The organism is Phyllobacterium sp. P5_D12 (assembly GCF_054049495.1).
In genome coordinates this window covers 1-16723 of record NZ_JBFUMG010000003.1, presented here as the reverse complement: position 1 = coordinate 16723, position 16723 = coordinate 1, and the positions used below count along the sequence as shown (strand labels likewise).

General features: G+C 57.8%; 12 protein-coding genes. 6 read left to right on the top strand and 6 right to left on the bottom strand.

Going from position 1 to position 16723, the window contains the following annotated elements; all coding sequences use genetic code 11:
- The first annotated feature begins 8 nt into the window (after positions 1 to 8).
- From ACXJ5O_RS00530 to ACXJ5O_RS00515, 4 genes are read left to right on the top strand one after another with little or no spacing between them, the layout of a single operon-like run.
- A complete protein-coding gene (locus tag ACXJ5O_RS00530; RefSeq protein WP_457298164.1) occupies positions 9 to 470 on the top strand; it encodes an N-acetyltransferase family protein in 462 nt (153 codons plus the stop codon).
- The gene (locus ACXJ5O_RS00525) at positions 467 to 1342 is read left to right on the top strand and encodes an ABC transporter permease (protein WP_457298163.1); all 876 of its coding nucleotides are present in this window, start codon (positions 467 to 469) and stop codon (positions 1340 to 1342) included. The genes ACXJ5O_RS00530 and ACXJ5O_RS00525 overlap by 4 nt, the downstream gene beginning before the upstream one ends.
- A complete protein-coding gene (locus ACXJ5O_RS00520) occupies positions 1339 to 2439 on the top strand; it encodes an ABC transporter permease (protein ID WP_457298162.1) in 1101 nt (366 codons plus the stop codon). Before ACXJ5O_RS00525 ends, ACXJ5O_RS00520 begins: the two co-directional genes overlap by 4 nt.
- Positions 2440 to 2465: 26 nt before the next feature.
- The gene (locus ACXJ5O_RS00515; protein WP_457298161.1) at positions 2466 to 3455 is read left to right on the top strand and encodes an ABC transporter substrate-binding protein; all 990 of its coding nucleotides are present in this window, start codon (positions 2466 to 2468) and stop codon (positions 3453 to 3455) included.
- Between the two features lie 55 nt (positions 3456 to 3510).
- Here ACXJ5O_RS00515 and ilvD read toward each other — a convergent pair whose 3' ends face one another.
- Both ilvD and ACXJ5O_RS00505 read right to left on the bottom strand, forming a co-directional pair.
- Positions 3511 to 5364, bottom strand: a complete 1854-nt coding sequence (gene ilvD / locus ACXJ5O_RS00510) for a dihydroxy-acid dehydratase (protein ID WP_457298160.1) — start codon at positions 5362 to 5364, stop codon at positions 3511 to 3513.
- 160 nt (positions 5365 to 5524) lie between these two features.
- The gene (locus ACXJ5O_RS00505; RefSeq protein ID WP_114429844.1) at positions 5525 to 5761 is read right to left on the bottom strand and encodes an Lrp/AsnC ligand binding domain-containing protein; all 237 of its coding nucleotides are present in this window, start codon (positions 5759 to 5761) and stop codon (positions 5525 to 5527) included.
- A 324-nt stretch (positions 5762 to 6085) separates the two neighbouring features.
- On the opposite strand from ACXJ5O_RS00505, the gene ACXJ5O_RS00500 reads away from it, so the two are divergent.
- Together ACXJ5O_RS00500 and ACXJ5O_RS00495 are read left to right on the top strand one after the other, a co-directional pair.
- Complete coding sequence (locus ACXJ5O_RS00500; RefSeq protein ID WP_457298159.1) at positions 6086 to 8014, top strand: autotransporter assembly complex protein TamA; 1929 nt, start codon at positions 6086 to 6088, stop codon at positions 8012 to 8014.
- Entirely contained in the window at positions 8011 to 12633 is a 4623-nt protein-coding gene (locus tag ACXJ5O_RS00495; RefSeq protein WP_457298158.1) for a translocation/assembly module TamB domain-containing protein, read from the top strand. The genes ACXJ5O_RS00500 and ACXJ5O_RS00495 overlap by 4 nt, the downstream gene beginning before the upstream one ends.
- A 216-nt stretch (positions 12634 to 12849) precedes the next feature.
- Here the strand turns inward: ACXJ5O_RS00495 and ACXJ5O_RS00490 are convergent, their stop codons facing one another.
- The 4 genes from ACXJ5O_RS00490 to ACXJ5O_RS00475 form a co-directional block, all read right to left on the bottom strand.
- Entirely contained in the window at positions 12850 to 13689 is an 840-nt protein-coding gene (locus ACXJ5O_RS00490) for a fumarylacetoacetate hydrolase family protein (protein ID WP_457298157.1), read from the bottom strand.
- A 27-nt stretch (positions 13690 to 13716) separates the two neighbouring features.
- Positions 13717 to 14472, bottom strand: a complete 756-nt coding sequence (locus ACXJ5O_RS00485; protein ID WP_457298156.1) for an SDR family NAD(P)-dependent oxidoreductase — start codon at positions 14470 to 14472, stop codon at positions 13717 to 13719.
- A 17-nt stretch (positions 14473 to 14489) separates the two neighbouring features.
- Positions 14490 to 16292 carry an IlvD/Edd family dehydratase gene (locus tag ACXJ5O_RS00480; RefSeq protein ID WP_457298155.1) on the bottom strand — a complete coding sequence of 601 codons (1803 nt, stop codon included), beginning with the start codon at positions 16290 to 16292 and terminating at the stop codon, positions 14490 to 14492.
- Positions 16293 to 16315: 23 nt separating this feature from the next.
- Positions 16316 to 16723 (bottom strand): carbohydrate ABC transporter permease (locus tag ACXJ5O_RS00475; RefSeq protein ID WP_457298154.1); only part of this gene is annotated, 408 nt, incomplete at its 5' end.

Below are 16723 nucleotides of genomic sequence, written 5' to 3'. Positions count from 1 at the left end.
CGAGGCACATGATGATCATTCGTGCCGCCAAACTGCGCGACATGTCCGAATGCGCGGAAATCGTCAACGCGTGGATCGATGCGACGAAATGGATGCCGCGCGTTCACCCGAAGGAAGATGTCGCAGAGTTTTATCGCGATACTGTCTTCTCGAGGTTCCAGGTCTTTGTGGCCGAGAATGACAATCACGTTGCTGGAATGGTTGCGCTGGCCCCGGACAACACCGTCAGTGCGCTCTATGTACGCGCAAGCGAACGTCGTACAGGCGTCGGTAAAGCGCTCCTCGATCATGCGAAGAAAGAGGCTGGCGGTCCGGTTGAACTATGGGCATTCGTCGCAAACCGCGATGCTCAGGCCTTCTATGAGCGCGAGGGGTTCAAGGAAATACGCCGTACCGAGGGCGATAACGAGGAGAAACTCCCCGACATCCTCTATCGTTGGCAGCCGGTCGGCTCGGAGACGACGCCATGAACTTCGTCCGCAACAGCGTCATCCCGGTGGGAACTGTGCTGGTTGGCATTCTTGCACTGTGGTATGTATTCACTGTCATTCTCAATGCACCTTTCGAACGCGATCAGGCTGCGCGGGCGAATACGACGATTTCGACAAGCCAGCTCATTGCGAACACCATGGCGCAGGAACGTCCGGTCCTGCCGGCGCCGCATCAGGTGGCGGCGGAAATCCGCAAGACTGTCTTCGACATCAGCCCCACATCCAAGCGCAGCCTCGTCTACCATGGCTGGGTGACGCTTTCATCGACGCTGCTTGGCTTTGGCCTAGGAACGCTTCTCGGGATTCTTCTCGCGATCGCCATTGTCCATTCGCGCACGCTCGACAAAAGCCTTATGCCGTGGATCATCACGTCACAAACTGTGCCGATCCTCGCAATCGCGCCGATGATCATCGTTGTGCTCAACGCTGTAAATATTACCGGACTACTGCCCAAGGCGATGATTTCGACCTACCTGTCGTTCTTTCCTGTCGCCGTAGGCATGGTGAAAGGCCTGCGGTCGCCCGAGATCATGTATCTCGACCTGATGCGCACCTATAATGCCTCAAAGGCGCAGGTGTTCTGGAAGCTGCGTTGGCCGGCCTCGATGCCATATCTATTCACGTCGATGAAGATCGCTGTCGCCATCAGCCTCGTCGGCGCCATTGTCGGGGAATTGCCGACTGGCGCAGTGGCCGGCATTGGCGCGCGGCTGCTTGCCGGATCCTACTACGGCCAGACCGTTCAGATCTGGGCGGCGCTGATTGTGGCAGCGCTGATGGCAGCGGTTCTCGTTAGCCTGATCGGGCTGATCGCTACATTCGTAAACCGGCGCATGGGAGCGCGGGCATGAAGCGTTCGCCGCTGGCAATTGTCGCTTTCCTGCTCGCAGCGGCGTCATTGGTGCTGCCGACAGGCGCCGACGCGCCGGGAGTCTTCTTCTTCGCAACGCCTGCCTTGTTGTTCGCGGCGTCCGCCTTGGCGCTCTTCGCTTCTGCTTTGAACAGTTCTCTGATCGCCCTGCTCGTGCTGGTCCATTTGGTGGCAATCTTCCTGATCGGCTTGCTTGGCTCCTTTGCGATGGCGGCTCCCGCGATCGGCTATTGGTGTATGGTGATCGCTGCGTGGTTGCTGGCGTGGCTCGCTGTGCAGAGACTGGCTGTGCTGCGGCCCAAATCCTTGGCTGCGCAACGAATGGTCAACCTTGTGCTGCCGGTTCTGTTCGGAGCGTGGTTGCTGATCCTTTGGGAGATCGCGGTCCGCGGCTTTGGCGTGCCGCCAATACTATTACCGCCGCCTTCAATGATCGCAGCGCGGATTGCCGGATCGGTGCCGACGCTCTGGGCAGACTTCCAGCAAACCTTCTTGAAGGCTGCCATCGCCGGCTACGTGATCGGCTGCGGTTCGGGCTTTCTGGCGGCTATCGTCGTCGACCGCGTTCCTTTCCTGCGCAAGGGCCTGCTGCCGGTCGGCAATCTGGTGGCAGCGCTTCCCGTCGTTGGCATCGCACCGATCATGGTCATGTGGTTTGGCTCTTACTGGGAATCGAAAGCGGCAGTGGTCGTCATCATGACGTTTTTCCCGATGCTGGTGAACACCGTCGCAGGTCTTGCCGCGTCCGGTGCGATGGAACGCGATCTCATGCGCACCTATGGTTCGAGCTACACGCAGACCTTGTTCAAGCTGCGCCTGCCTGCAGCCATGCCGTTCATCTTCAACGCCTTGAAGATCAATTCGACGCTGGCGTTGATCGGTGCGATCGTCGCCGAATTCTTCGGCTCCCCTATCGTCGGCATGGGCTTTCGTATCTCGGTTGAGGTTGGGCGCATGAATGTCGATATGGTCTGGGCAGAAATTTTTGTTGCAGCCCTCGCGGGGTCGCTATCCTATGGACTGATCACACTCATCGAACGGGCTGTCACCTTCTGGCATCCTTCCTATCGAACCTAAAAACAAGAACAGAGGAGAACTAAAGCATGAAAAACAAAATTGCATTTTCGCTGGGGTTAGCCGCCATGACTTTGATGGCCGGTTCGGCGCTTGCCGCGGACAAGCTGGTACTCCAGCTGAAATGGGTCACGCAGGGCCAGTTTGCCGGTTACTACGTGGCGAAAGACAAAGGCTTCTACGAGGAAGCCGGGCTGGATGTGGAAATCAAGCCAGGCGGGCCCGATGTTGCTCCACCGCAGGTCATCGCGGGCGGTGGCGCCGATGTTGTGGTCGACTGGATGCCTTCGGCACTGGCGACACGCGAAAAGGGCTTGCCGCTCGTCAATATCGCTCAACCGTTCAAACGATCCGGCATGATGCTGACATGCCGCAAGGAGACCGGTATCACCAAGCCGGAAGACTTCAAAGGCAAGACGCTCGGCGTGTGGTTCGGTGGCAATGAATATCCGTTCCTGTCGTGGATGAACCACCTAGGTCTCAAGACCGATGGTGGACCAGACGGCGTGACAGTCCTGAAGCAGGGCTTCAATGTCGATCCGCTGATCCAGAAGCAGGCCGATTGCATTTCGACCATGACCTATAACGAGTATTGGCAGGTGATCGACGCTGGGATACCTGCCGATCAGCTTGTGACGTTCAAGTATGAGGACGAGAAGGTGGCGACGCTGGAGGATGGTCTCTACGTCCTGCAGAGGAGCCTGGATGATCCGAAAATGGTCGAAAAGCTTGCGAAGTTCGTCAAGGCTTCGATGAAAGGCTGGGACTATGCGCGCGCCAATCCGGATGAAGCCGCGACCATCGTGCTCGACAATGACGCCAGTGGCGCCCAGACGGAAAAGCACCAGAAACGCATGGTCGCCGAGATCAACAAACTCACGGAGGGTTCCGATGGCGTGCTCGACGTAGCGGCGGCGGAGCGCACGGTCGAGACACTGCTCGGCGGTGGTTCTGATCCGGTCATCACCAAAAAGCCCGAAGGTGCCTGGACGACGAAAATCACGGACGCCGCGAAGTAATCGCTACTTTAAACCCTCCCCCTTGGGGGGAGGGACCGAGCGTCACTCTATTCGTTTACTCCCAATGATCTGGAATTTGCCGAACGGCACCCCGGGCAGCACTTGTCGCCATGGCGCCATAGGCCCGCAGCGCAGTGGTGATCTTGCGCTTGCGCTTTTCTTCCGGCTTCCAGGCGGTGGTGCCCTTGGCTTCCATATGAGCACGGCGGTCGGCAATGACAGCATCATCGACAGCAAGGTGAATCTTGCGGTTGGGGATGTCGATATCGATGATATCGCCCTCATGGACAAGCGCGATCAACCCGCCTTCCGCCGCTTCCGGCGAGACGTGACCGATGGAAAGGCCTGACGATCCACCGGAGAAACGTCCGTCCGTGACAAGAGCACAGGCCTTGCCCAGGCCTTTGGATTTCAGATAACTGGTCGGATAGAGCATTTCCTGCATGCCCGGTCCGCCGCGGGGACCTTCGTAACGGATCAGCACGATATCGCCGGGCTTGACGCCGCCATTCAGAATACCGAGGACTGCACTGTCCTGGCTTTCGAAAATGCGGGCAGGACCGGAGAATTTCAGGATCGACTCGTCGACGCCAGCGGTTTTGACGATACAGCCATCTTCCGCGAGATTGCCATAGAGCACCGCGAGCCCGCCATCCTTTGAATAAGCGTGTTCCAAGTTGCGGATGACACCCTTTTCACGGTCGAGATCGACATCGGCGAAGCGGCGCTCCTGGCTGAAGGCGACCTGCGTCGGCACACCGCCAGGCGCCGCCATGAAGAAATCATGCACGGATTTGTTCTTGCTGCGAACGACATCCCACCGATCGAGCGCCGCACCGAGATTGGCCGCATGCACCGAGTAAACCGATGTGTCGAGCAGCCCGGCGCGGTCGAGTTCACCCAGAATGCCCATGACACCACCGGCGTGATGGACGTCTTCCATGTGAACGTTGGCAACCGCGGGCGCTACCTTGCAAAGAACCGGCACGCGGCGGGACAGGCGGTCGATATCCGCCATGGTGAAATCGATCTCGCCTTCGTGCGCGGCCGCAAGCAGATGCAGCACCGTATTCGTTGACCCGCCCATGGCGATATCCAGCGTCATGGCGTTTTCAAACGCGGCAAATGACGCGATGGAGCGCGGCAGGGCAGTCTCGTCATCCTGTTCGTAATAGCGGCGCGCAAGGTCCACGACGAGGTGACCGGCCTCGACGAAGAGACGGCGCCGATCCGCGTGGGTTGCGAGCGTCGAGCCATTGCCGGGCAATGAAAGGCCCAGCGCCTCGGTCAGGCAGTTCATCGAGTTTGCCGTGAACATGCCGGAGCAGGAGCCGCACGTCGGACAGGCTGAGCGCTCGATTGCCTTGACCTCCTCATCGGAGATGCGGTCATCGGCGGCAGCAACCATGGCATCGACCAGATCGAGCTTCTTTTCCTTGTCGTCCCAAATGACCTTGCCGGCCTCCATGGGTCCCCCGGAAACGAACACAACTGGAATGTTCAGCCGCAGCGCTGCCATCAGCATTCCAGGGGTGATCTTGTCGCAATTGGAGATGCAGACCATCGCGTCGGCGCAGTGGGCATTGACCATATACTCGACGCTATCGGCGATGATCTCACGGCTGGGGAGCGAATAGAGCATGCCGTCATGGCCCATGGCGATACCGTCATCGACAGCGATCGTATTGAATTCCTTGGCAACGCCGCCCGCACTTTCGATTTCGCGCGCGACAAGCTGGCCGAGATCCTTCAGGTGAACATGGCCGGGCACGAACTGTGTGAAAGAGTTCACCACCGCAATAATCGGCTTGCCGAAATCTTCGTCCTTCATGCCGGTTGCACGCCAGAGCCCGCGAGCTCCTGCCATATTGCGGCCATGAGTGGTTGTACGTGAACGATAGGGCGGCATCTGCGTAATTCCTGATGATAAATTGCTGAGGAAGTATCTTTATAGAAAAACCACTTCCATGGCAAAAGAATGGAGGTTTGTTGCCCAACAGGGCAGTTTTATTTCCAATGATTACATAGGGAAGGTCATTGGCGAATAAAACGGGGCGTAATGTCTCGKTTCAGAACGCTGTAAAGGTCATCGTCGTCAACGATCGGGCGATACCGGCGATATCGAGCACATTGTCGTTGATGAACTTGCCGACGTCCTGATCCTCGGGAATATAGATTTTCATCAGCAGGTCGTAGTCGCCGCTGGTCGAATAAAGCTCGGAGACGATTTCGCGTTCGAAAAGTGCAGCAGCCACCTCATAGGTTTTACCGGGAAAGCATTGCAGCTGCAGGAACACAGGTTTCATAAGAATTCACTCCGGAGGTCAAGTCTGATCTCCATAGCCTAATTTGCTTGCGCGCGCAGCGCAATTGCGCGTGAATCAGGCGACACGTTACAGCGTCCTAACAAAACGTGATGTCTCTCATGCCCCATACGGGGCGTTTTTGTGGCCGTACTGCCACAACCGGGTACTTGCAAAACCCGCATTCGACCATTGCGGGTTGGCCTGCATATCCCCTCATGTTATCGTTTTCTTAAGCTCGGGAGGCGAATTTTATCGATCGCAGGTAAGGTTTCTCCGTATCCGCGGCGTATGTGTGTGTCTCTGAGTTGAGGATTTTACTGGTTGATGGACTTTAAGCGCCCACAGGCCAGTTTGTTTGGTGCAGCCCTTTTGGCTTGTACGGCGCTCGTTTCGCCCGCCCATGCATTCGATCTTTTCGGCATTCATCTTTGGGGTGCCAAGAAAGATGCCGATGCTGACGCAGTGATCGCCGATCCACACAAATACACCGTCGAAATTGCTTCGGACGAAGATAAAGACACCAGAAAGCTGGTCGAAGGGGCTTCCAGCCTCATCGCAGACAAGGACAAGCCTGCTTCGGGAGCTGCTGGGTTGCTGGCCAAGGCGCGTGGCGATTATCGCCGCATCCTCGGCGCGCTGTATGCGGAGGGCCGTTATGGCGGCACGATCAGCATCAAGGTCGATGGACGGGAGGCGAGCGATATTCCAATTGACGCTGATCTGGCCAACCCGGCACCCGTGATGATTTCCGTCGATCCCGGACCGCAGTTCCTGTTTGCTACTGCCCGTGTCGAGAACATGGCTCCGCCCACACTCGACCGGAAGGACATGGTTGACCGGCCGGAAAAGCAGGGATTTGCGCCCGGCGATATCGCGAGGTCAACGGCGATCGTCAAGGCGGAACGGCTTGCCGTCGATGCGTGGCGCGAGCAGGGCCACCCGAAAGCGAAGATCGTATCGCGCAACGTCCTTGCGGACCACGACAACAACAAAGTCGACGCAACGATCGACGTCGATCCCGACCGTCGCGCTGCCTTTGGTCCCGTTAGGGTGACCGGCACCGAGCGCATGGATCCGGAGTTCGTCGCCTTCATCACTGGTTTGCAACCGGGCGTCGAGTACGACCCAGACGAAATCGAGCGGGCAAAGAAGCGTCTGTCGCGCCTCGAAGTGTTCCGTTCCGCCCGCATCGAAGAAGCTGACGCGATTACTGATAACGGTTTGTTGCCGATCACGGTCGCCGTTCAGGAACAGAAGCTGCGGCGCTTCGGCCTCGGCGGATCATATTCGACGCTGGACGGTGCAGGTCTGGATGCCTACTGGCTTCACCGCAACCTTTTCGGACGTGCCGAGCGGCTGCGCTTCGATGCCAAGATCGGTGGCATTGGCGCACAATCCTATAGTCCCGAGGACTATAATTACACGCTGGGGGTGACCTTCACCAAACCCGGCGTCTATACACCCGATACGGATTTCTTTTCCTCGCTGATTGGCAGACGGGAGGTTCTGGATGCCTATACCCAGACCTCGATCACTGCCGAAGCGGGTTTCACTCAGATTTTCTCTGACGAACTGACCGGCAAGATTAGCGCGATTGTTTCCAAGTCCCGCTTTGACGATGATTTCTTCGGCAAGCGCGATTTCTTGACTGCCGGCCTCCTCGGCGGTCTCACCTATGACAGCCGCGACAGCAAGGTCGATCCGTCACGAGGCTATTTTCTCGAGGGACTGATTTCGCCATTCTATGAATTCGAGTACGGCAATTTCGCCACCAAATTCACCGCCGAAGGCCGCACCTATTACAGTTTCGATGCCGACAACCGCTTTATTCTTGCTGGACGCCTGAAGCTTGGTTCCATCGTTGGCGCCGAGGTTTCTGAATTGCCGCCGGACCAGCTGTTCTTTGCCGGTGGTGGCGGCTCGATCCGCGGCTATGCCTATCGCAACGTCGGCGTCAACGTGACCCGCGATGGCGAGACATTTGTCATTGGCGGCCGCTCGTTGGTCGAAAGCTCGGTCGAAGCGCGCATCCGCATGACAGATACGATCGGCGTCGTTGGCTTTGTCGATGCAGGTTATGTTGGCGAAGAGTCGTTTCCAGATTTCGCCGATCAGATGCGGCTCGGCGTCGGTGCTGGTCTGCGCTATAATACTGGCCTCGGTCCGATACGGCTCGATTTCGCGGTGCCGCTCGATCGAACGAACGACGATCCCGATTTTGCTTTCTACGTTGGCATAGGACAGGCGTTTTGACCCGGATTATCGCAGCTCTCTTTCTCCTGCTCTTTATGAGTCCAATCCTCGCGCCAGATGCGCAGGCTCAGGATTCTGCGAGCGCCGAAGCTGAGAAATCCTTCTTCCTGAGCTTCGTACAGAATCAGCTGTCTACACCGAACCGGCAGATCGTCATTTCCGGCATTCAGGGCGTTCTCTCCTCCGAAGCCAGCATAGGCAGCATCACGGTTGCCGACCGCGAAGGCGTCTGGCTGAGGGTCACCAATGCCAGGATAGTCTGGAGCCGGCTTGCATTGCTGCGCGGCCGCCTGGATATCAATACGCTCGCCGCCGATCGTATCGATATCCTGCGCAAGCCGTTGCCAGACGAAAGCCTGCCTTCTCCGGAGGCCAAGGGTTTCAGCCTGCCGGAACTGCCGCTGGCGGTGATTCTGCAGCAGCTGAATATAGGGCGCATCGCTTTTGGTGATGGTGTTTTTGGTCTGAAGTCCGAAATTTCCCTTGCTGGCAATCTGACGCTCGAAAATGGGTCACTGGATTCGAACTTGCAGGTGCAACGCCTTGATGGACCGGGTGGCGAATTCCGGATCAAGGCTGCTTATGCCAATCAAAGTCAGCAACTCGATCTCGACTTGACCTTGAATGAGCCGCAAAACGGTATTGTTGCCAACCTCCTCAACATTGAAGGCAAACCGCCGGTTGCTCTCGCATTGAAAGGCTCGGGCCCGCTCAGCGATCTCCTGTTACAACTGACCCTTGACGCGGCAGGCAAGCGGGTGCTCACCGGCGATACGAAACTCGATCGGCAGAGTGACGGGCTCGGTTTCAAGACCAATCTCAACGGTGAAATCGCCGCGCTGATCCCGCCGATTTTTCGGGATTTCTTCGGCAATGAAACGACACTGATCGTCAACGGTGTGATGCGCGACGCCGGCGGCGTGGGGCTGGACCGCTTGAACATAAAGAGCAATGCTCTGGTGCTCGATGCAAATGGCGAAACGACAAATGACGGCTTTCTGAAACGCTTGAAGGTCGATGCGACAATCGCCGATCCGACCGGCAAGAAGGTGATTTTGCCTGTCAAAGGTGGGCAAACGACGGTCGACAAGGCAGTGCTGGCGGTTGGTTTCGGCACCAGTACCAACAATGATTGGTCGAGCACCGTCGAAGTGACCAACTTCACCACGGATAGCTTTGCCTCGAAATCCATCAATCTCGTCGCTAAAGGTCTCGCGGAGGACATCGACAATCCCACGGCGCGCTCGCTGACCTATGATGTGAATGGCGAAGTCGCCGGTATCACGGCCACGCGCGCCGATATCGCCGAAGCGTTGGGGGAATTGATCCAGCTTAAGATCAACGGCGACTGGAAAGCCGGAACGCCCGTCAATCTGAAGCAGGCTTTGATTGCAGCAAACGGGTTCAGCACGGCTCTGGCCGGTACCATCGACAAGTTTGCCTACAGGGGCGACATTTTCCTCAAGGCTTCGAGCCTCGCGCCGTTTTCGGCGCTGGCGGGGCGTGATCTCGCCGGGGCGATCGACCTCAAGGCCAATGGCCTTGTAGCAGCGCTTACCGGGGGCTTCGACCTTATGCTCGATGGCCATGCTACCGGCATGAAGCTTGGTATAGACGCGGCAGACAAGGTGCTGGCGGGTGAGACGCGGATCACTGGCGGGGTGGCGCGAGGCGAAGCCGGGCTGAGCGCGAAGAACTTCCGGGTCGAAAATCCGCAAACGCTGGTAACGGCCAACGGAACTTTCGCGACGGGTGCCGCGAACTTCGATTTCGGCCTCGACCTCACCGATCTCGCGCTTCTTTCCGAGAAGGCAGGCGGAGCTTTGAAGGTCAAAGGCAGCGCGCGCGGCCAGGACAATATCATCGCCCTCGCTTTCAATGCCGGGGTTCCCGAAGGAACACTTTCCGGCCGCAAGCTGACGCAGGGCGATCTGACCTTCAACGGTACGCTCTATAAGGACATCGTCGATGGCAAGGTCTCGGGGCTTGCCTTKCTTGATGGCATCCGCGCCGACCTTGCGACGGAAATCGCGCTGCATCAGGACGAAAAACGGCTGACCAACATCTCCTTCATCGCAGGCGGCACCCGGCTGCGTGGCGATGTTACACAGTCGAAACAAGGCCTCTACAACGGCAATCTGACGCTTGCCTCCAGCGACGTCTCGACGGCTGCAGCGCTTTTCCTGGTAGAGGCGACTGGCAAGGCCGATGCCACCATTGCCCTTTCGCATGACGACGAGAAACAGAACGTCGATATCAAGGGTCAGATCGACAATCTCAAGGCCAACGACATCGTCGTCGGCAAGGCAGCGATCGCATTGGCCGCGCAGGACATTTTCAAGGTTCCTTCCGCGAACGGCACCGTGACTGCATCAGATGTCTCGGCCTCGGGCATCGTGGTCAACAACCTTGACGCTCAGGCAACGCAGGATGGCAAAACTACCAATTTCAAGCTCAACGCCGGTCTAAACAATGGAGCACGGACGTCACTTCGGGGCGCCTTGCAGCCAACGGACAAGGGCTATCTGCTGTCGCTGGCCAATGCCGAACTTACCCGCGGCGCGCTCGCTGCGGGGCTGGTGCAGCCCGCCGCCATAAATGTTGCCGGCAGCAATGTGTCCTTTGGCAATATCGTGCTCGACGTTGGGCAGGGCAGGGTTACAGTCGGCGGCGAAGTGGCGGAAACGCTCAATCTTGCCGTTGCAATCCAGAGATTGCCGCTCGATATCGCTAACACGATCAAGCCTGACCTTGGACTTGGCGGCGAGATAAATGGCACAGCCATGGTCGGGGGTACCAGGCAAAGACCCGACGTGAATTTCGATATGCAGGCCCGCGGGGTCATTGCGGCAGCGCTGAAAAAAGCCGGACTCGACGCGCTCAATCTTGATGCCAAGGGCACGTCGACCACAGACCAGCTCAATGTCGATGCTCACCTGACCGGGGCGGGTGGGCTGGATGCTTCAGCCAGGGGCTCGGTGCCACTGGCACAAGGACAACTCGGCGTTGACTTCGATCTGAAGAGCTTCCCGCTGACAGCCCTGAATGGCGTCGTCAAAAACCAGAATCTTGCAGGCGTTATTTCCGGCAGGGGCCGGGTCACCGGTACGTTGCAAAGACCCAATGCCGAGTTCGACCTGAAAGGCGCTGGACTTTCCGCCAGGCCGTTGCAGGAGGCGGGGCTGAGCCCGTTGCAGCTTGTGGCAGCCGGTCGTTTCGCCAACAATACACTGACGCTTTCTTCCGCCAAGGTCGATGGCCCGCAAGGGTTCACGGTTTCGGCCAGCGGCAATGTTCCGGTGTCCGGGTCGGGCCTCGGCATCAACGTCACGGGCAATATTCCCTTGTCGTTAACCAACCGCTTTCTTGCGGATCGGGGCACGCAGGCCAGAGGAAACATCGACCTGACGGCATCCGTATCCGGCAGCTTCGCGCAGCCGCAGATCAGAGGCATGTTCTCAGCCAATGGTGCCGAGGTCGTCGATCCAGAAGCCAATCTCCGCCTTCAGCGCATCACCTTGCTCGGCAGCATGGAGGGGACGACAGTCAACATCCGTACGTTCAATGCCAGCTTGTCCACTGGTGGCACCATCAGCGCAACCGGGACGATTTCGACCGATGCGGCCGCCAACTTTCCGGCCAATATCGATATCAAACTGGACAAGGCGCGCTATGTGGATGGCACTCTGGTTGCGGCAACTGTGACCGGCGCGCTCGGCATCAAGGGTCCTCTCACTCGCGATCCTGTTATCTCCGGCAACATCAACATAGACCGCGCAGAAATCACCGTGCCCGAAAGCTTTGGCGGCTCTTCTGCCGTTATCGATGTCAAGCACAAGGATCCGTCAAAGGCGGTTGAGCAGACGTTGAAACGCGCCAAGGCCGACCAGCCGCAGGTGGCAACGCCAACCGCGCGTCCAAGCGTGGTACGCCTTGATATAAACGTCACGGCACCCAACAGAATTTTCATTCGGGGCCGTGGCCTCGATGCGGAAATCGGCGGTTCCGTGCGGATCACCGGTCCGGCGACGAACGTCCAGCCGGTCGGTGCATTCGATCTCATTCGAGGAAGGCTGGGCATACTTGGCCAGCGCATCACCTTCACCGAAGGTCAGGTTACACTTGTCGGCGATCTCGATCCGGACATCAATTTTGTCGCCAGTACGCAAGGCTCTGATATCACTGTGAACGTCATGGTGAGAGGCCGCGTTTCGGACTTGCAAATCACCTTCTCGTCGCAGCCGGAATTGCCGCAGGACGAGGTCATGGCCCGGTTGATCTTCAACCGCTCGATCAGCGAACTGTCCGCATTCCAGGTCGCACGGCTCGCTGCGGCAGCGGCCGAGCTTGCCGGTGGTTCGAATTCATCATTGCTGGACAGTCTGCGCAAGAACACCGGGCTCGATGACCTCGATGTCGTTACTGACAGCAAAGGCAACGCCGGCGTGCGCGCCGGCCGCTATATTCGCGACAATGTTTATCTGGGCGTCGAGGCCGGCGCGGCGGGTTCCACCAAGGGCACCATCAATCTCGATATTACGCCGAACCTGAAAGCCAAGGGCGCTGTGGGAGCCAATGGCGATTCCGGCGCTGGGCTGTTCTTCGAAAAGGATTATTGAGGAAGACTCCGCTTATCTCCCCCTTRGTGGGGGAGAAAGGATTTTCTTGRATTTAGCTTCTTTGCTAAATYCTTAGAAAATCCAAGAGAGGGGGYAGTTCGAYAATTGCAAATCCCCTCTCTGGCGATTTCTAGCACTTAGCAAGGGCTAAGATGCTGAAATCGCTTTCTCTCCCGCAAGGGGAGAGATAATCGGCCTGATCTGTCAGGGCTAACCTTACCCCTGCACCACGTCCTGGCGCTGCTCGCCTAGTCCCTCGATGCCGAGCGTGATGACGTCGCCTTCCTTGAGGAACACATTGGGCTTCTGCCCGAGGCCGACGCCGGGAGGCGTGCCTGTCGAGATGATATCACCGGGATGCAGGCTCATGAATTGCGACAGGTATGACACGAGATACTTGACGCCATAGACCATCGTTGCCGATGTACCGTTCTGGTAGCGATGGCCATTGACATCGAGCCACATCTTCAGGTTCTGCGGATCTTCGATCTCGTCCTTTGTTACCAGCCATGGGCCGGTCGGGCCGAACGTGTCAGCGCTTTTACCCTTGGTCCATTGGCCCTGGCGTTCAGCCTGGAAAKCACGCTCCGATACGTCATTGATCAGGCAATAGCCGGCAACATGGTCCATCGCTTCATCTTCGCCGACATACTTTGCGTGCTTGCCGATGACAACGCCGAGTTCAACCTCCCAATCGGTCTTGAGGGAGCCACGCGGGATTTCAACGTTGTCGTTAGGCCCAACGATCGCTGAAGTCGCCTTCATGAAAATGATAGGCTCCGGTGGCACTGTTGCCCCCGTTTCAGCAGCATGGTCGGAATAATTGAGGCCGATGCAGATAAATTTTCCGGTGCCGGCCACGCAGGGACCATAGCGGTCTACGCTGACGACGGGCAAGCTTGCCGGGTCGATAGCCGCAAGCTTCTTCAAGCCGTCGGGTGAAATCGCATCGCCTGCGATGTCTTTGACGTGGGCGGAGAGATCACGCACCTTGCCGTCCTTGTCGACAAGGCCGGGCTTTTCCTGACCAACAGGACCATAGCGCAAGAGTTTCATGGGATAACCTTTTCTTGATTGGAGAGACTAATAGGTGGCACGGCCACCGGAAATATCGAAGACGGCACCGGTCGTGAACGAGCATTCCTCGCTGGCGATCCATGTGATCAACGATGCCAGCTCTTCGACCTTGCCGAAGCGCTGCATGGGAATTTTCGAGAGCATATAGTCGACGAATTCGGGCTTTAACTGCTCGAGGATGGGTGTATCCACCGTGGCAGGGGTAATCGCATTGACAGTGATGCCATCGCTGACAAGCTCCTTGCCGAGTGATTTTGTCAGGCCGATGACCGCCGCTTTCGATGCGCTATAGGCCGAGGCGTTGGGGTTACCTTCCTTGCCTGCGATGGAAGCGACATTGACGATCCGGCCGTAACCGATCTTCTGCATGATGGGCACGACAAAGCGGTTGCAGAAGAAAAGCCCATGGATGTTGATGTCGAAGACGCGCTTCCACTGATCGATGGGATAATCGGCAACTTTAGCGTTCGGGCCGGTGATTCCGGCAGAGCAGACCAGAATGTCGATCTTGCCGTGTTTCTCGGCTGTTTCCTTTGCAGCCTTCTCCACTTGATCCGGATCCGAGACGTCAAGCGTTACACCGTGCGTTGACGACGATCCAAGTTCGTCACGCGCCTCATCGATCTTGGCAGCATCGACATCCCAGAGGGAAACCGTGCCGCCTTCCGACACAATTCGCTCAGCGGTTTTGAAGCCGATGCCGGAGGCGCCACCGGTAATGACCGCGTGCCGCCCCTCATAGCGCCTGATCGAATTCGCCATATTTCCTGCTCTCCAGGTCAGTGATTATCGCGGGGCAGACCCTTGGTCTGGGCGACGCGCTGATACTTCACGGCTGGCTTCAGCACCATGCCCTCATCGAGCTGGCCGACCATACTGCGCTGGATTTCCTGCCACGGCGTCTGGCTTGCCGGATATTTGTAACCGCCCGCCGCGATCAGATCGTCCTTCCGCTTTTGCAACTCCTCGTCGTCTATCAGAATATTGGCAGTGCCCTTGTTGAGATCGATCCGTAGATGATCGCCGGAGCGTACCAGAGCCAAACCACCATTCACCGCCGCTTCGGGTGAAGCGTTGAGGATGGAAGGCGAGCCTGACGTTCCGGACTGACGCCCGTCACCGAGGCAGGGCAGTGCATGAATCCCCTTCTTCAGAAGGTAAGCCGGAGGTTGCATATTCACCACTTCCGCTGCGCCCGGATAACCGATCGGCCCGGTACCACGCATGATCAGAATGCTGTTCTCGTTAAGAGCAAGCTTCGGATCGTCGATGCGATGATGATAGTCCTCTGGTCCGTCGAATACTTCGGCAATGCCTTCGAACGCTTCCGGATCGTCCGGGTTGGACAGATAGCGCTCGCGGAACTCTTCGGAAATCACGCTGGTCTTCATGATGGCGCTATCGAAGAGGTTGCCCTTCAAATTGATAAACCCGGCCTTCTTCTTCAGTGGCGCGTCGTAGGTCTTGATGACGTCCGTGTTGAGATTTTCGGCATTTTCACAGTTTGTGCCGATGCTCTTGCCGTTGACGGTCAGCGCACCCGGATGCGGCAGCTTGCGCGCCTTCATCAACTCTGCGACGACGGCTGGCACGCCGCCGGCATGGTGATAGTCTTCGCCGAGATATTCGCCTGCGGGCTGCAGGTTGACCAGCAACGGCACATCGTGGCCGATAGCCTGCCAATCGTCGTTGTTGAGAGGGATGTCGAGGTGGCGGGCGATGGCGTTCAGATGGATCGGCGCATTTGTCGAGCCTCCGATCGCCGAATTGATAACGATGGCGTTTTCGAAAGCCGCGCGGGTCATGATATCCGACGGCTTCAAATCTTCCCAAACCATATCCACGATGCGCTTGCCGGTATCATAGGCAATCTGTCCGCGTTCACGATAAGGCGCCGGTATCGCCGCACCGCCAGGCAGTTCCATGCCGAGGGCTTCGGCGAGCGAATTCATGGTGGTCGCGGTGCCCATCGTGTTGCAATAGCCGACCGACGGAGCCGACGACGCGACGATGTCCATGAACTGGTCGTAGTTGATTTCGCCCGAGGTAAGCTTCTCGCGTGACTTCCAGACGATGGTGCCGGAGCCAGTGCGTTCGCCGCGGTGCCAGCCGTTGAGCATTGGTCCGACGGAAAGAGCTATCGCAGGGATATTGACGGTCGCCGCGCCCATCAGCATGGCCGGGGTAGTCTTGTCGCAGCCGATAGTCAGAACGACACCATCAAGCGGATAGCCGAACAGGACTTCAACGAGGCCAAGATAGGCAAGGTTGCGGTCGAGTGCGGCCCCCGGGCGCTTGCCGGTTTCCTGGATCGGATGCACCGGAAACTCGAAAGGAATCCCGCCAGCGGCAATGATGCCATCACGCACACGTTTCGCCAGCTCGATGTGATGGCGGTTGCACGGCGACAGGTCGGAGCCGGTCTGCGCGATGCCGATGATCGGCTTGCCCGATTGCAGCTCGGCACGGGTCAAACCGTAGTTCAGGTAGCGCTCCAGATAAAGCGCCGTCATCCCCGGATTGTCAGGATTGTCAAACCACTCCTGCGAGCGAAGTTTTTTCGGGGTGTGGGAAGTCGTCATTGCAAGGAGCTCCTGGGTATCCGCTATTCCTTGACCGCGCCGGTCATGGAAGAAACGTAATAGTCGACAAAGAATGAGTAGAGAATGACGACCGGCAGCGACCCGAAAAGTGCGCCTGCCATCAGTGAGCCCCACTCGAAAACATCACCTCGCACCAGTTCCGTCAGGACGCCAACCGGGACAGTCTTGTTTTCCGAGGATTGGATGAAGGTCAGTGCATAGATGAACTCATTCCACGACAAAGTGAAGGCAAAAATACCGGCCGAGATCAATCCCGGTACCGCCAGCGGCAATATGACCTTGACGAGGATCTGCCAACGCGACGCGCCATCCACCAGTGCGCTTTCCTCAAGCTCGAACGGGATCGAACGGAAGTAGCCCATCAGCAGCCAGGTGCAGAAGGGAATAAGGAAGGTCGGGTAGGTGAAGAT

Bases quoted from the DNA above. Each gene is read 5' to 3' on its own strand.
- ACXJ5O_RS00530 (WP_457298164.1), top strand. From the start codon at position 9: ATGATGATCATTCGTGCCGCCAAACTGCGCGACATGTCCGAATGCGCG.
- ACXJ5O_RS00525 (WP_457298163.1), top strand. From the start codon at position 467: ATGAACTTCGTCCGCAACAGCGTCATCCCGGTGGGAACTGTGCTGGTT.
- ACXJ5O_RS00520 (WP_457298162.1), top strand. From the start codon at position 1,339: ATGAAGCGTTCGCCGCTGGCAATTGTCGCTTTCCTGCTCGCAGCGGCG.
- ACXJ5O_RS00515 (WP_457298161.1), top strand. From the start codon at position 2,466: ATGAAAAACAAAATTGCATTTTCGCTGGGGTTAGCCGCCATGACTTTG.
- ilvD (WP_457298160.1), bottom strand. From the start codon at position 5,364: ATGCCGCCCTATCGTTCACGTACAACCACTCATGGCCGCAATATGGCA.
- ACXJ5O_RS00505 (WP_114429844.1), bottom strand. From the start codon at position 5,761: ATGAAACCTGTGTTCCTGCAGCTGCAATGCTTTCCCGGTAAAACCTAT.
- ACXJ5O_RS00500 (WP_457298159.1), top strand. From the start codon at position 6,086: ATGGACTTTAAGCGCCCACAGGCCAGTTTGTTTGGTGCAGCCCTTTTG.
- ACXJ5O_RS00485 (WP_457298156.1), bottom strand. From the start codon at position 14,472: ATGGCGAATTCGATCAGGCGCTATGAGGGGCGGCACGCGGTCATTACC.
- ACXJ5O_RS00480 (WP_457298155.1), bottom strand. From the start codon at position 16,292: ATGACGACTTCCCACACCCCGAAAAAACTTCGCTCGCAGGAGTGGTTT.